The sequence below is a fragment of the Pseudomonas sp. NPDC079367 genome, assembly GCF_044542195.1.
Lineage (GTDB): Bacteria > Pseudomonadota > Gammaproteobacteria > Pseudomonadales > Pseudomonadaceae > Aquipseudomonas.
Map to the genome: position 1 here is coordinate 529,147 of NZ_JBITTW010000001.1, position 13,361 is coordinate 542,507.

Below are 13,361 nucleotides of genomic sequence, written 5' to 3' on the forward strand. Positions count from 1 at the left end.
CGGCTCCTTCAGGAGTGCGCGGCCGTGCGCGCAGAATTGCAGAGGCAACATCGGACTCCAGCAAGCGAAAACGCAGCGTTTTCCGAGTAGCCCAAGCCTGAGAACAGGACTTATATGTACGTATACGACGAGTACGATCAGCGGATCATCGAGGACCGCGTCAAGCAGTTCCGTGATCAGACCCGACGCTATCTGGCAGGTGAGCTGAGCGAAGAAGAATTCCGCCCGCTGCGCCTGCAAAATGGCCTGTATATTCAGCGCTTCGCGCCGATGTTGCGCGTGGCGGTGCCTTACGGCCAGCTGACGTCGCGCCAGGTGCGCATGATGGCCAAAATTGCCCGCGACTACGACAAGGGCTACGCCCACATCAGTACGCGGCAGAACGTGCAATTCAACTGGCCGGCGGTGGAAGACATCCCGGACATTCTGGCTGAACTGGCCACCGTGCAGATGCACGCCATCCAGACCAGCGGCAACTGCCTGCGCAACGTCACCACCGACCAGTTCGCCGGTGTCGCCGCAGATGAAGTGATCGACCCGCGCCCCTGGTGCGAAATCGTTCGCCAGTGGACCACGTTCCACCCTGAATTCGCTTACCTGCCGCGCAAATTCAAGATCGCCGTCAACGGTTCGACCAGCGACCGCGCGGCCATTGAAGTTCACGATATCGGTCTGGAACCTGTTTATAACGCCGCTGGCGAACTAGGCTTCCGTGTGCTGGTTGGCGGTGGCCTTGGTCGTACGCCGGTTGTTGGCGCCTTCATCAACGAGTTCCTGCCGTGGCAGGACCTGTTGAGCTATCTCGACGCCATCCTGCGGGTCTACAACCGCTACGGCCGTCGTGACAACAAATACAAGGCGCGGATCAAGATCCTCGTCAAGGCGCTCACCCCTGAAGTGTTCGCGCAGAAAGTCGATGCGGAAATGGAACACCTGCGCGGTGGCCAGACCACGCTGACCGAAGCTGAACTGCAGCGTGTCGCCAAGCACTTCGTCGATCCGGACTACAAGGCACTGGACAACCAGACCGCACAGCTGGCCGATCTGGACAAAGAGCATCCAGGTTTCGCCCGCTGGCGCAGCCGCAACACCCTGGCGCACAAGAAGCCGGGCTATGTCGCCGTGACCCTGTCGCTGAAGCCGACTGGCGTGGCGCCGGGCGATATTACCGACAAGCAGCTCGACGCCGTCGCCGATCTGGCCGACCGTTACAGCTTCGGTCAATTGCGCACCTCCCACGAGCAGAACATCATTCTCGCCGACGTCGAGCAGAGCCAGTTGTTCACCCTGTGGGGCGAGTTGCGCGAGCAAGGTTTCGCCACACCAAACATCGGCCTGCTCACCGACATCATCTGCTGCCCGGGCGGTGACTTCTGCTCGCTGGCCAATGCCAAGTCGATTCCGATTGCCGAATCGATCCAGCGTCGTTTCGACGATCTGGACTACCTGTTCGATATCGGCGAGCTGGATCTGAACATCTCCGGTTGCATGAACGCCTGCGGTCACCACCACGTCGGTCATATCGGCATTCTCGGTGTGGACAAGAAAGGCGAAGAGTTCTATCAGGTCTCCCTCGGTGGCAGCGCCAGCCGTGATGCGAGCCTGGGCAAGATCCTCGGCCCGTCCTTCGCACAGGACGCCATGCCTGACGTGATCTCTAAACTGATCGATGTGTACGTTGAACAGCGCACCGAAGACGAGCGCTTCATCGACACCTATCAGCGTATTGGCATCGACCTCTTCAAGGAACGCGTCTATGCAGCGAATCATTAAGAACAACGAAGTCGTCGACGAGACCTGGCACTTGCTGCCCAAGGACGCGACGTTTGATGGCATTTCCAATTGCGACGACCTGATCGTGCCGCTGTCGCTGTGGCGTGATCATGGTCACGCGCTCAAGGCCCGCGACGGCGGTCTGGGCGTGTGGCTGGACGCTGACGAAGAAGCCGAGGAGATTGGTGAAGACGTCGATTGCTTCCAGGTTATCGCGCTGAACTTCCCGGCGTTCACAGACGGCCGCAACTACTCCAACGCCCGCCTGCTGCGCGATCGTTATGGCTTCAACGGTGAGCTGCGGGCGATTGGCGATGTTCTGCGTGATCAGCTGTTCTACATGCGTCGCTGCGGTTTCGATGCGTTCGCTGTACGTCCCGACAAAGATCCCTACGAAGCACTGGAAGGCCTCAAGGACTTTTCGGTGACTTATCAGGCCGCTGCTGACGAACCGCTGCCGCTGTTCCGTCGGCGGTAAGCCTGCGCACATTTGCTGCGAACACCAAAACGCCGGTCATTGACCGGCGTTTTTTTTGCCTGCGGTTTTACCAGAAGCGTTGTTGGGTCAGGCGGCTCCACCAGCTCAACAGCACACGATCCACCGAACCGCTTGCGGCCATGCCGATGCGTTCCTGCAGGCTTTTGCGTTCGGCGTAGTGCAGATGGTAGACCTCGGCCTGTTTGGCTTTCTGCGCCAGGTATTCATCGCTGGTCTTCAGTTCATCCACCAGTTGGTTTTCCAGCGCAGCGATACCGAGCCAGATTTCACCGGTGGCCACTTCGTCGATCGCCAGTTGCGGGCGATAACGCGCTACAAAGTTTTTGAACAATTGATGCGTGATGTCGAGGTCTTCCTGAAACTTCTCGCGACCCTTTTCGGTGTTTTCGCCAAACACGGTCAGGGTGCGCTTGTACTCCCCGGCGGTCAGCACTTCGAAGTCGATATCGTGCTTTTTGAGCAGGCGATTGACGTTAGGCAACTGGGCGACTACCCCGATCGAACCCAGAATCGCGAACGGAGCGCTGATGATCTTGTCGCCGATACACGCCATCATGTAGCCGCCGCTGGCTGCGACCTTGTCGATGCACACGGTCAGTGGCACGCCGGCGTCGCGGATTCGGGCCAGTTGCGAAGACGCCAGACCGTAGCTGTGCACCATGCCGCCGCCACTTTCCAGACGCAGAACCACTTCATCTTTCGGTGTGGCCAGGGTCAACAGCGCGGTGATCTCATGGCGCAGGCTTTCGGTGGCGGAAGCTTTGATGTCGCCATCGAAGTCGAGTACGAACACCCGGGATCTGGTCCCAGGTTTGTTCTTTTGCTTCTTCGCGCTTTTCTCGGTTTTCGCTTCGCCCTTGCGTAATGCCTTGAGCTGATCCTTGTCGAGCAAAGTTTGCTCCAGACGTTCACGCAGGCCTTTATAGAAATCGTTGAGTTTGCTGACCTGCAACTGGCCCGCCGACTTGCGCCGCCCCTTGCTGCGCAATGCGGCGAAACTGGTGAGCACCACCAGAATGGCGATCACCAAGGTGACGGTCTTGGCCAGAAAGCTGGCGTATTCGGTGAAAAAATCCACAGAGACTCCTCAAAGCAGTGCGTGAAGGTGAGACACACGCGGAATGGCTCCAGCATACCCATGCGCCGGCTCGTCGACCAGCCGTGAAACCTCTCGCAACACGCCTGTAACGGGCATTTCAAACAAGCGTATGTTTTTTCATTGACAGCTCTCCGCCATCCTCATAACCTCGCCTGACCTTCAACGTACCGGGACGACGCGGACGTGGGCAGCATCTACTTGATACGACATGGCCAGGCCTCCTTTGGTGCAGACGATTATGACGTCCTGTCACCGACCGGCGTGCGTCAGGCAGAAATCCTCGGCCAGCACCTCGCCGACCTTGGCATCAGTTTTGATCGTTGCATTGCCGGTGACCTGCGCCGTCAACAGCACACCGCCACCAGCGCGCTGGCGCAATTCAGCGACCGAGGCCTGCCTGTTCCAGCCCTCGAAACCGACTCCGCTTTTAATGAATTTGACGCCGACGCGGTGATCCGCGCCCTGCTCCCGGCCATGCTGCCGCAAGAGCCGGAAGCCCTCGACATCCTGCGCAACGCCGCGCAAAACCGCGGTGAGTTCCAACGCATCTTTGCCCTGATCGTCGAGCGCTGGCTCGCCGGCACTCATGACACCCCGGGGCTGGAAAGCTGGCTGGGTTTCGTCGAACGGGTTCATGCCGGTTTGCATCGCATTCTCGACCTGGCAGAAAAAAACCAGAAAATCGCCGTGTTCACGTCCGGCGGCACTATCACAGCCCTGCTTCATCTGATTACGCAAATGCCTGCCAGACAGGCCTTTGAATTGAACTGGCAAATCGTCAACACCTCGCTAAACCAACTGAAGTTTCGCGGTCGCGAGGTGGCTCTGGCTTCCTTCAACAGTCACGCACATTTGCAACTGCTGAAGGCCCCGGAACTCATCACTTTTCGCTGAGTCCGGCTTACTGTGACCCTGGCTGTAACCACCCAGCTCCCATGACCAAGAAAGGATCGAACCATGACCTCCGTAGCTGATGCCGTAAAAGCAATGCAAGCCAAGTTCAACCCAGCCGCCGCTGCCGGTCTGGACCTGGTCTTCGGTTTCAACATCACCGACGAAGACAAGCAATACGCACTGATCGTCAAAGACGGCACCTGCGACATCCAGGAAGGTGAAAACCCTGACGCCAACTGCACGCTGGTGCTGGACAGCCAGACTCTGAAAGACATCGTCAGCGGCGAAACCGACGGCATGCAGGCCTTCATGGGCGGCAAGCTGCGCGTTGAAGGCGATATGATGCTGTCGATGAAATTGTCCGAGCTGTTCCCTTCGTAAGAAGCAGCTTGGTAACACCCAAATCCCGCTTATTGGCGGGATTTGTCGTTTCAACCATTGAAGTCATGGCAACGTGAGTTAACGCTTGGCTGAAGCGGCCCCATCAAGCTCTTTTCTTACCTGAAGGTATGCCGCCTCTTCATCACTGTTTTCCATCAGATTCGAAGCCATCGAGCGGGCCAAGAGTTTCTTTTCTGTCACGTCCCAATCGATCGTAACGACCACGATCCTGTTTTCAAACCTGATGAAAAGCCAATAGGTATCCACCGGCCTGTCGGGCTCGGCAAATGAACTATAGGCATACCGTATCTGGCGATGCAGGTCCGGCGTATTCAGAATGAGGTGTTCGGTGTCCAACTTTGGAAACTGTCGCCCTATAGCGAACAACGCTTCGGTCAAGAGAACATCATTCTCAATATGTCGCAAATCTTCAGGCTTATTGCGCAGCATGGTCACTGGGCTCTGTTCAGGCGGAGTACCCATGAGACGCGGGCGATACATACCTGAACTGAACCACCGGGTGGCATCGAAACGGTTTTCTTCCGGACTCCACGGGCCGTAATACATCATTACTTTCGCTGGCATCTGGACTTCCTTGGCGTAAATAAATAGTCCTGCAAAGCTGACCGCAATCAACAGGACACATAAGACGTGACGTCTACCTATAAACTTCGGGATCGTCATAGCGGCTTATAGGCAAGCAGGTGTTTGGGTACGCCGTCCGGTGTATCACCTGATCGAACGTCACGATGTGCGCCTAAGGCATCCAGCGGAAATCCAATCTTCCGTTCATACAATGCTCGGCTGTCATCGTGCGCCAACAAATTGCGCTCTTCCTCAGAGACTGTTGGCGTTGGCGCCTGCGGCGCCTGTTCATCAGGTAGTTGCGCCGTTGGGTCTTTGAGGGTCTTGCGATGTTCGATCAGCTTTCGTTCATAAGCGGTTTTTCGACTCAAATAGTTCCGCATCGCTTGCCCATCAGTTGCGTCTCTTTCACGAATGCCCGGGACAGATCCCCGTTCCGCCGCAGTACCGTAAGTTGTGTCGTAGTTGCTGCGCCTTGGGAATGCCCATACGGTGGTCCGGGTCGCATTAGCAAGAATCTGCGCCAGGCTGCGCTCGTAATGAGGATCTTCTGTTTCATTGACCTTGAAGTCGGCATCGATACCCAAACCTGTGCGACAAGCGTAGGAGTGAATTTTCGCACCATAGGCAAACGCTTCGGGCTTGAACATATTCGCTTGGGCATCACGCAGACGATAGCTATCGTTTTTATCCAGCTCGTAGCCCAACTCGATGCTGCCCACCACTCCGTGGGAAAAAAAATCGAGCTGTTTGATCTCGCGCCCGCGGCGTTGCCGAGCTGCGATGAAATCCACAAGACCGGAGATGGAGTCCATCTCCCGGTACTGTGCTCCGTGCTGATTTTCGACAACGTCCTTCAAAGCCGCCAGCAAGTTCGCGGGATAGTCGTTTTTGAAAATCAGAAATACACGCTGAATCGTGAAGTTTGGAGTGCCGGTTGGATACTTTGTGAGTTGGCGGATACCCTGATTGATAAAGCGCATCTTGTTGCCCTTCTGCCCACGAATCTCTTCATAAAGAGACATGTAAGACGCACCCACAACCGTTACGTAATCCTGTGCCAGCGTACCTTTCACTTGAGTCGTTGTATGTTGATCGCTCGTTTGAGCTTGATTCGTTTTGGGGGCTGCCACCTGCCACCTCCCTTAGTAGTCTAGGCCGAGCGCGTCGAGATGGGCGGCGGCTTCCTTACCCCACTGCACAACTATCGAAGTCGCGTTGGCGGTAAACACCCGCGCGGCGTTACCGTGACTATCGGTATGGCCTACGAGACGCTGACCGTCACCCGTTTCGATGCAATAGAGCATGTCGGGAATCGCTTCGCCGGTGGTCTCATCAACCAGTTGGAAGCGCTCGCTGTGTTTAGGAACAGTGATAATCGGGGCGAAAGGTGCGGAACCGACCTGGGTGCCGACAAAAACGTCGCCAGAGCCCGTGATTACCATGCCTCCATGGGCCGTCGCACTGCCCAAGAAAGCAATAGGCTTGCCATTGATCAAAATATTGCTGATGCCTTCGGTGACAGTGTCTCCGCAAGCCGTGGTGTCTCCGACACGCAAAACCGGCATTCCATTGATGTTTACATCACCGGAACCGCTGTTGCTGGGATTGGTGCCATGGCCTGTGATCGGGCATGCATTAAGATCGCTGAGTCGAGCGGCAGGCTTTGCCATCGTTAACTTCCTTGTTGTAAGCGTGGGCGCGAAATGTACCGGATCTTTATATTGGTTGAAAGCCACAATCCAGATGTAGCGTGCGAGCCGCCGCGGATGTAGCTGGCAGCGACTCATCGGCCCTTCATCGCTCCCGGAATCTGGAAGTTGTCGCCTCGGATTCGCAGATGCTCACGAATACGATCAAGCAGCGGCCACCGCCCCGTTCGGCCCCATGCCGCTGTCCCAGGGAAAGGGGTTTTTTGATAAGCCCCGTATTTGATCTGGTTCAGATACTCCTCAACCATACGCATGTCCGCTCAGATCGATCGGCACATAACCGTAGCAGTCATTCGCGCGTTGCTTCAGCCATGACTCGGCCTTGGCTTGTCGCCCGAACACCTCAATGGTCATCTGATCAAAACGCTCCTGTTGCCGTAGGACTGAAACGCAATTTTCAGCGGTTCAATTCGTTGTTGCTTTCAAGTTGGGGAGAGGAACTTTTGACTTACAATGCGCCCACCTCCAGATACCGGCCCCGCCCTATGGACATCGACCTCGCTCGCACCTTCCTCGAAATCGTCCGTCACGGCAGCCTTGCCGCCGCCGCGCAGAAGCTGTTCGTCACGCAAACCGCGATTACCGCGCGGGTGCAGAAGCTCGAGAGCCAGTTGGGCAGCACACTGTTCGTGCGCAATCGCGCCGGGGCGAAGTTGACGGCCAATGGCGAAGCATTCGTGATCTACGCCAATCAACTGGTGCAGACCTGGGAGGCTGCACGCCGCGACTTGCCGCTGCCCGAGGGTTATCACAACGTTTTGCACATCGGTGGCGAGGTCAGCCTGTGCAACCCATTGATGCTCAGTTGGGCGGCGGAACTGCGCGAGAAAATCCCCGGGCATGCTCTGCGCATGGAGATTCGCGACGGCGAAAATCTGCTACGTCAGCTCGAACTCGGTGTGCTCGATGCAGCACTGGTCTATCAACCGGAATACTGGCCTGGGCTGCAGGTCGAGCAGGTGCTGGAAGAAAAGCTGATTCTGGTCCGCGCACCCGAGCGCCCCGAACCGTATGTCTACATCGATTGGGGTCCTGACTTTCGCCGCCAGCACGACGCCGCCCTGCCGGAAAAAGCCAAAGCCGCGCTGAGTTTCAACCTTGGACCGTTGGCCCTGCAATACATCCTCGAACATGGCGGTAGCGGCTATTTCCGCACCCGAGTCGTGCGTACGTATCTGGAAACCGGCGCACTGGAAGCCGTCACCAAAGCGCCGGAATTCGGCTACCCGACTTACTTGGTGTATTCGCGTGATCGCGACTCGGCAGTTTTGCAACAGGCCTTCGATCTGTTGCGAGAAGTAATCCGCACCGATGACGACTGGTCGCAACGTTGGAATCCGTTGAGCTGACCCGACAGCTCCAGTCCAGAGCATGGCGCTTGTGACCTCAAGGTTGACCCTGCACGAGTCAGCGGATCGGCTAATCTGCCGGGTATGACAACGATCCCCGCAGGTGAAAGCGTTGAGGCAGACCACCGAGGCATTCCGCAGCCGCTACCGCGCGGCCATTCATCCTTTGTACAACCCATGGCTGCACGGCTTCTTTGTGCTGGCGTTCGGCATGCTTGCGATCGCTTTGTTCTGGCGCTCAGTGCATTCGGTGAGTTGGCTGCAGTGGCTGACCGTGCCGCTGACCCTGCTGCTGTTCAACTTCGGCGTGTACATGGTTCACCGCCACCTCGGCCACCACAAAAAGCCCTTCGCGAAGATGTTCTACGCCCGACATGCCGGCGACCATCACAGCTTTTTCACGCCCGGCCATATGGCCTACGACAGCGCGCGGGACTGGCGGGTGATTCTGTTTCCAGCCTGGCTCATCGTCATTCATACGCTGGTCATCGCCCTGCCCCTGTGGTGGCTGCTCGCGCAGCTCAACGCCAATGTCGCCGGGCTGTTCGGCGCAAGCATGGTGCTTGGCTATCTGCTCTATGAAGCGTTCCATGCCTGCGAACATCTGCCGCCGCAAAATCCGCTGGCGCGGTTACCGTGGATTCGCCAGATGCGCCGCCTGCATGAACTGCATCACCGCCGCGAGCGCATGCAGACGCGCAATTTCAACATCGTTCTGCCCCTGATGGACTATCTGTTCGGCACGCTGTATCACGAGCCGGAACCCGCCCCTTTGAGTTATCCGAAAATGCCCATGACGCGCATGCAGCACGAAATCGCTATCGCCGGTGAACCGGTTGCCGTGCTGGCCTATGCCGCCAGCGTCAGTCACTGGCCGGACTGGCACCCCTCCTCATTGAAAATTGACGGCCCGCAAGGTCCACTGCATGCCGGTGCGCGTTTCGAAGAGGACATCCATGCCGGCGGACGTGCCGGTCACTTGCGCTGGGAAGTCACTGAATACCTGCCGGGCCGGCGCTGGTGCGCACGTGCGCAAAGTGATCAGGACCTGTCGCTACAGCTGACTTATGAATGCTCGGCGCAGGCTGGCGGCACGCGCTTCGCACGCACGTTGGAATATCGCTTTGACGGCTTGCTCATGCGTCTGGCCAATCACCTGTTGCTCAAGCGGCGCATCGAACGCGAATCTACCGCGTCGATGCTCGCCCTGCGCGACAAGGCTGTTGCGCACATCGGTTCAGCGAGGGCCCGCGCGTGAAATTACGTTTTGGACTGATCCTGTTGGTCGTCTTCGCCATCGCATGGCTGTTATTGCTGCCGACCAAAGTCGAACCGGTGGCCTGGACACCGCCACCGGCGCCCTCGTTGAAGGACGGAGTTTACGCGGACAACCAGCGCCTCAAAGGCGTGGTCAAGATCGGGCCGAGCGACATCGAAGGGCCGGAAGCGTTGCTGCTGGAAGACGAATTCCTCATCACCGGTTTGCATGACGGCAGGCTGATTCGCAGCAGTCTCGACGGCACGCAGCGCAAGGTTCTGGCCGACACCGGTGGCCGCCCCTTGGGTCTGGCACGTCATCCGAATGGCATGCTGGTGATTGCCGATGCGGTCAAAGGTTTGCTGTCACTGGATGCGCAGGGACGCGTGATTCCCCTGACGACCGAGGCCAACGGTGTTCCATTTGGCTTCACGGATGATGTGGCGGTCGACAAGTCGGGCCATTTCGCTTACTTCAGCGATGCCTCGACCCGCTGGGGCTATGGGCAGGACGGCGAGGCAATCATCGAACATGGCGCCGACGGACGCTTGCTGCGTTACGACTTTCAAACCGGCAAGACCAGCGTGCTGCTCGACAAGCTGCAATTTGCCAATGGCGTAACGCTTGGCCCGGACGAAACCTATGTGTTGGTCAACGAGACCGGCGCGTATCGCATCAGCCGCTACTGGCTGAGCGGGCCGAAGGCTGGCACACATGATGTGTTCATCGACAACCTGCCCGGGCTGCCGGACAACCTCTCGTTCAATGGCAGCAATCGCTTTTGGGTAGCGCTGTATGCGCCACGCAATGCCTTGCTCGACGGCACGGCTGAACATCCGTTTTTGCGCAAGATGATCGTGCGGGCGTTGACGGTTTTGCCCAAGCCTGTAGAGAAGCGTGGCTTTGTCCTCGGGCTCGATCTGGACGCCAAGGTGATTGCCAATCTGCAGGATGCGAGCGATGGCAATTATTCGCCGATTACCACCGTTCGCGAATACGGACAGTGGCTGTATTTCGGCTCGTTGAAGGCTACGCATATGGGGCGCATGGGGTTGGATTCGGCCCTGAAGTAAAACGGTAAAAATTTTCACCGTCTGAACCGACGCTATCGCTGGCAAGCCAACGATAGCGATCTGTCAGTTGCTGGACCGGTCAAATTTCTCCGGATCTTCATCCTCTGGCCGTTCTTTTACGGTTTTTTCCGGATGCGCAGTGGTATGCGCCGGGCTGTTCGGTTCAGGACGGGTCGGAATCGGGTCGAAGCCGCCCTGCTCTTCACTGGGGAATTTGGGATCGTTCATGTGGCACCTCGCAACGAGTCGATGGTTTGCGGACTCTGCACATTGGAGGTGCCATTGGCCCCGCCGTTCCCCTCAAAGGGCGACCACGGGTCGGTTGATTACTGTCCCGTCAGCGGCTGCCCGGCCAGTTGGGCGACGATCTGTTCCTTGACGATCACGCGCTTCTCTTTGAGCTTTTTCAGCTCGTCGTCGGTAGGGGCATCTGACTGGGCGTTCTCGGCCTCGACAACCGCTTTATCAACATCGAAATACTTGTTGAGCAACGAATCCAGCTTCGGATCCTCGGAGCGTTTTTGCTCGATCTCTTCCTTCTTGCAGCCCAGGTCCTGATACAGATCATGTGAAACCGGCATGAAACACCTCCATCAATTTGATCGATAACCAGCGCGACCGATGCGCTGACTCATGGTCAGCATGGCCTTGCACAATGGCATCTGTCGACTCCCTGTCAGACCAGCGGTTGCCGTTCGTCGCCCTGTCGTAAATGCGATAAAACCTTTGGCACAGGCGCTCGCTCCATTGGATAACGCTCACAAAAACCTGCGTGGAGACACCCAATGGACGGATTCAACCTGCGTCATCTCGCTCTGGCTGTTGCACTGTCTGCCGGCATGGGCAGCGCCTTTGCCGCGACCGACAACGATTTTGTCGATAACGCCGCCGCCGGTGGCATCGCCGAGATCGAAACCAGTCGCTTGGCCCTCGAAAAAAGCCAGTCTGCTGACATCAAGGCCTTTGCCAACCAGATGATCACTGATCACAGCAAAGCCAACGATGAGCTGGCGGCGATTGCCAAAGCCAACGACATCGAAGTCCCGGACACCACTACCCTGGTCAAGCAGGCCAAGGAAAAGATTCTCGACATGCGCGATGAATCCTTCGATGCGGCCTACGCCAACAACCAGGTCATGGCTCACCAGGAAACAATCGAGCTGTTCAAGAAACAGGCGAACACCGTGACCGATGACAAGACCAAAGGCGCTACGGAGCTGAAAGCGTTCGCGCAGAAAATGCTGCCAGCGCTGGAAAAACACTTGGCCCATGCCAAAGAGCTGCAGGCCAAACACCCGAGCAAGTAACCTTCGGGCAATAAAAAGGCCGCATCTATTGATGCGGCCTTTTTGCGTTTCAGCGATCAACCGCCATCGGTATCGATATCGGCATCGGTGCTTTCGCCCGGTGCAGGGCGATCCGGATCAGGCTTGAAACCAGGGCTGAAGTCGTTGCTGTTGTCACTGTGATGCTGCTTCTGATCGACCTCGGCAGCGGCGCTGTCCGCCTGTCCTTTTTCCGCCGGCGCAGGCTGAGTTTGCCCCGGTATTTGCGGGTCGATCGCTGGATCGTTGCGGTTAATCGACGCTGAGGACTGATTTTGCTGTTGCGGCACTTGCTCGTTCATATCCACCTCATTCATAGTCCTGCCTCACTCTTCCAGCACGACTGGAAAACGTCGGGCATGCAGATTCGAAGCCTGACGCCGTAGATTCGTTCAAAAGATCGTTGCCTGTTGCCTCGCCGACTAGAGTTATCGGGGCGATCGACGCGGCAGGCAGAAAATTCACCGCAGGATGAACAACTATTTCCAGCGGCAAATGTCAGTCAATTCGCGCCGGCCATTTCGCCAGGCCGGCCCCTTATGAAACGGAGCGACACGCACATGGCAGCACTGCAGAACAGCACAGTTGAAGCAATCAAGAACAACCAGACTCAGCTGTTGAGCGAATGGACCAAACGCCTCGAAGCCAGCGGCGCGACGCGCAACCTCAAAGAACATGACGTCACTCAGCAAACCCGCGATTTGCTCAGCCTGCTGCTGGCCGGCCTGGAAAATGGCAACGGCAGCAAAGTCGCCGCCGCAGGCTGGGAAGACACCCGTCAGTTCCTTGAGAAGCTGTCGCAGAGCCGCGCCCTGCTCGGCCAGGATTCCCAGCAAACCGCCAACTTCATCTTCGCGCTGAAGGGGCCGTTGTTCGCCCTGCTGCAAAACCACTATCAAGATCAGCCTGCGCTGCTTGCCGAGCAATTGCTGGAAGTGTCCGAGCTGCTCGACACCGTCGGCATGCACACCATCGGCACCTTCCAGAAATCCCGCGAAGCGGTGATCAAGCGTCAGCAGGAAGAACTGCTGGAACTGTCGACCCCGGTGGTCAAGTTGTGGGACGGCGTCCTCGCCCTGCCGATGATCGGCACCCTCGACTCGCAGCGCACACAAGTGGTGATGGAGTCGCTGCTGCAGCGCATCGTCGACACCGGTTCGGAAATCGCCATCATCGACATCACCGGCGTGCCGACTGTCGACACCCTGGTCGCCCAGCACTTGTTGAAAACCGTCACCGCGATTCGCCTGATGGGCGCCGACTGCATCATCAGCGGCGTGCGTCCGCAGATTGCACAAACCATCGTCCACCTGGGTCTTGATCTGCAAGGTGTCGTGACCAAAGCCAACCTGGCCGACGCGTTGAAGCTGGCTCTGACTCGCCTGGGCATCAGCCTCGGCAAAGCGGTCTGAG

Annotated in this window: 16 protein-coding genes; 9 read left to right on the plus strand and 7 right to left on the minus strand. The window is 57.5% G+C overall.

All coding sequences use genetic code 11. The annotated features are described in order from the left end of the window. The first annotated feature begins 114 nt into the window (after positions 1–114). Positions 115–1,773: a nitrite/sulfite reductase gene (locus tag ACIGDJ_RS02175; protein ID WP_397504509.1), complete on the plus strand. Its 1,659-nt coding sequence runs from the start codon at positions 115–117 to the stop codon at positions 1,771–1,773. Next, positions 1,757–2,251 carry a DUF934 domain-containing protein gene (locus ACIGDJ_RS02180; RefSeq protein WP_397478228.1) on the plus strand — a complete coding sequence of 165 codons (495 nt, stop codon included), beginning with the start codon at positions 1,757–1,759 and terminating at the stop codon, positions 2,249–2,251. The genes ACIGDJ_RS02175 and ACIGDJ_RS02180 overlap by 17 nt, the downstream gene beginning before the upstream one ends. 67 nt (positions 2,252–2,318) lie before the next feature. Here ACIGDJ_RS02180 and sohB read toward each other — a convergent pair whose 3' ends face one another. After that, the gene (sohB, locus tag ACIGDJ_RS02185) at positions 2,319–3,350 is read right to left on the minus strand and encodes a protease SohB (protein ID WP_312998957.1); all 1,032 of its coding nucleotides are present in this window, start codon (positions 3,348–3,350) and stop codon (positions 2,319–2,321) included. Between the two features lie 204 nt (positions 3,351–3,554). On the opposite strand from sohB, the gene ACIGDJ_RS02190 reads away from it, so the two are divergent. Continuing rightward, positions 3,555–4,265: a histidine phosphatase family protein gene (locus tag ACIGDJ_RS02190; RefSeq protein ID WP_397478229.1), complete on the plus strand. Its 711-nt coding sequence runs from the start codon at positions 3,555–3,557 to the stop codon at positions 4,263–4,265. Between the two features lie 63 nt (positions 4,266–4,328). Beyond that, positions 4,329–4,646 carry an SCP2 sterol-binding domain-containing protein gene (locus tag ACIGDJ_RS02195; RefSeq protein WP_016774477.1) on the plus strand — a complete coding sequence of 106 codons (318 nt, stop codon included), beginning with the start codon at positions 4,329–4,331 and terminating at the stop codon, positions 4,644–4,646. Between the two features lie 78 nt (positions 4,647–4,724). On the opposite strand, the gene ACIGDJ_RS02200 is transcribed toward ACIGDJ_RS02195, so the two are convergent. From ACIGDJ_RS02200 to ACIGDJ_RS02210, 3 genes are all read right to left on the minus strand, one after another. Next, positions 4,725–5,231 (minus strand): hypothetical protein, encoded by a 507-nt coding sequence (locus ACIGDJ_RS02200; protein ID WP_397478230.1) that lies wholly within the window; start codon positions 5,229–5,231, stop codon positions 4,725–4,727. A 95-nt stretch (positions 5,232–5,326) separates the two neighbouring features. Further along, positions 5,327–6,364 carry a hypothetical protein gene (locus tag ACIGDJ_RS02205; RefSeq protein ID WP_312998950.1) on the minus strand — a complete coding sequence of 346 codons (1,038 nt, stop codon included), beginning with the start codon at positions 6,362–6,364 and terminating at the stop codon, positions 5,327–5,329. A 12-nt stretch (positions 6,365–6,376) separates the two neighbouring features. Next, on the minus strand, positions 6,377–6,904 hold the full coding sequence (locus tag ACIGDJ_RS02210) for a PAAR domain-containing protein (RefSeq protein WP_101159397.1): 528 nt from the start codon (positions 6,902–6,904) through the stop codon (positions 6,377–6,379). Between the two features lie 524 nt (positions 6,905–7,428). Here ACIGDJ_RS02210 and ACIGDJ_RS02215 point away from each other — a divergent pair. The 3 genes from ACIGDJ_RS02215 (at position 7,429) to ACIGDJ_RS02225 (ending at position 10,623) form a co-directional block, all read left to right on the plus strand. Beyond that, a complete protein-coding gene (locus tag ACIGDJ_RS02215) occupies positions 7,429–8,292 on the plus strand; it encodes a LysR family transcriptional regulator (RefSeq protein ID WP_024012724.1) in 864 nt (287 codons plus the stop codon). A gap of 112 nt (positions 8,293–8,404) precedes the next feature. Continuing rightward, positions 8,405–9,550 carry an SRPBCC family protein gene (locus ACIGDJ_RS02220; RefSeq protein WP_397478368.1) on the plus strand — a complete coding sequence of 382 codons (1,146 nt, stop codon included), beginning with the start codon at positions 8,405–8,407 and terminating at the stop codon, positions 9,548–9,550. Next, a complete protein-coding gene (locus tag ACIGDJ_RS02225) occupies positions 9,547–10,623 on the plus strand; it encodes an SMP-30/gluconolactonase/LRE family protein (RefSeq protein ID WP_397478231.1) in 1,077 nt (358 codons plus the stop codon). The genes ACIGDJ_RS02220 and ACIGDJ_RS02225 overlap by 4 nt, the downstream gene beginning before the upstream one ends. 63 nt (positions 10,624–10,686) lie before the next feature. On the opposite strand, the gene ACIGDJ_RS02230 is transcribed toward ACIGDJ_RS02225, so the two are convergent. Both ACIGDJ_RS02230 and ACIGDJ_RS02235 read right to left on the minus strand, forming a co-directional pair. After that, positions 10,687–10,851, minus strand: a complete 165-nt coding sequence (locus ACIGDJ_RS02230; RefSeq protein WP_178081204.1) for a hypothetical protein — start codon at positions 10,849–10,851, stop codon at positions 10,687–10,689. Between the two features lie 98 nt (positions 10,852–10,949). Continuing rightward, positions 10,950–11,204, minus strand: coding sequence for a DUF465 domain-containing protein (locus tag ACIGDJ_RS02235; RefSeq protein WP_041478686.1), 255 nt, complete (start codon positions 11,202–11,204; stop codon positions 10,950–10,952). A 204-nt stretch (positions 11,205–11,408) separates the two neighbouring features. Here ACIGDJ_RS02235 and ACIGDJ_RS02240 point away from each other — a divergent pair, with 204 nt between their 5' ends. Next, positions 11,409–11,930 (plus strand): DUF4142 domain-containing protein, encoded by a 522-nt coding sequence (locus ACIGDJ_RS02240; RefSeq protein WP_039758662.1) that lies wholly within the window; start codon positions 11,409–11,411, stop codon positions 11,928–11,930. A 56-nt stretch (positions 11,931–11,986) separates the two neighbouring features. Here the strand turns inward: ACIGDJ_RS02240 and ACIGDJ_RS02245 are convergent, their stop codons facing one another. Next, positions 11,987–12,250, minus strand: coding sequence for a hypothetical protein (locus ACIGDJ_RS02245; RefSeq protein WP_397478232.1), 264 nt, complete (start codon positions 12,248–12,250; stop codon positions 11,987–11,989). Between the two features lie 258 nt (positions 12,251–12,508). Here ACIGDJ_RS02245 and ACIGDJ_RS02250 point away from each other — a divergent pair, with 258 nt between their 5' ends. Further along, on the plus strand, positions 12,509–13,360 hold the full coding sequence (locus tag ACIGDJ_RS02250) for an STAS domain-containing protein (protein ID WP_101159394.1): 852 nt from the start codon (positions 12,509–12,511) through the stop codon (positions 13,358–13,360). Position 13,361 lies beyond the last annotated feature (1 nt).

Coding starts and splice junctions, on each gene's coding strand:
- ACIGDJ_RS02175 (WP_397504509.1), top strand. CDS start 115: ATGTACGTATACGACGAGTACGATCAGCGGATCATCGAGGACCGCGTC.
- ACIGDJ_RS02180 (WP_397478228.1), top strand. CDS start 1,757: ATGCAGCGAATCATTAAGAACAACGAAGTCGTCGACGAGACCTGGCAC.
- ACIGDJ_RS02195 (WP_016774477.1), top strand. CDS start 4,329: ATGACCTCCGTAGCTGATGCCGTAAAAGCAATGCAAGCCAAGTTCAAC.
- ACIGDJ_RS02200 (WP_397478230.1), bottom strand. CDS start 5,231: ATGCCAGCGAAAGTAATGATGTATTACGGCCCGTGGAGTCCGGAAGAA.
- ACIGDJ_RS02210 (WP_101159397.1), bottom strand. CDS start 6,904: ATGGCAAAGCCTGCCGCTCGACTCAGCGATCTTAATGCATGCCCGATC.
- ACIGDJ_RS02215 (WP_024012724.1), top strand. CDS start 7,429: ATGGACATCGACCTCGCTCGCACCTTCCTCGAAATCGTCCGTCACGGC.
- ACIGDJ_RS02230 (WP_178081204.1), bottom strand. CDS start 10,851: ATGAACGATCCCAAATTCCCCAGTGAAGAGCAGGGCGGCTTCGACCCG.
- ACIGDJ_RS02235 (WP_041478686.1), bottom strand. CDS start 11,204: ATGCCGGTTTCACATGATCTGTATCAGGACCTGGGCTGCAAGAAGGAA.
- ACIGDJ_RS02240 (WP_039758662.1), top strand. CDS start 11,409: ATGGACGGATTCAACCTGCGTCATCTCGCTCTGGCTGTTGCACTGTCT.
- ACIGDJ_RS02245 (WP_397478232.1), bottom strand. CDS start 12,250: ATGAACGAGCAAGTGCCGCAACAGCAAAATCAGTCCTCAGCGTCGATT.
- ACIGDJ_RS02250 (WP_101159394.1), top strand. CDS start 12,509: ATGGCAGCACTGCAGAACAGCACAGTTGAAGCAATCAAGAACAACCAG.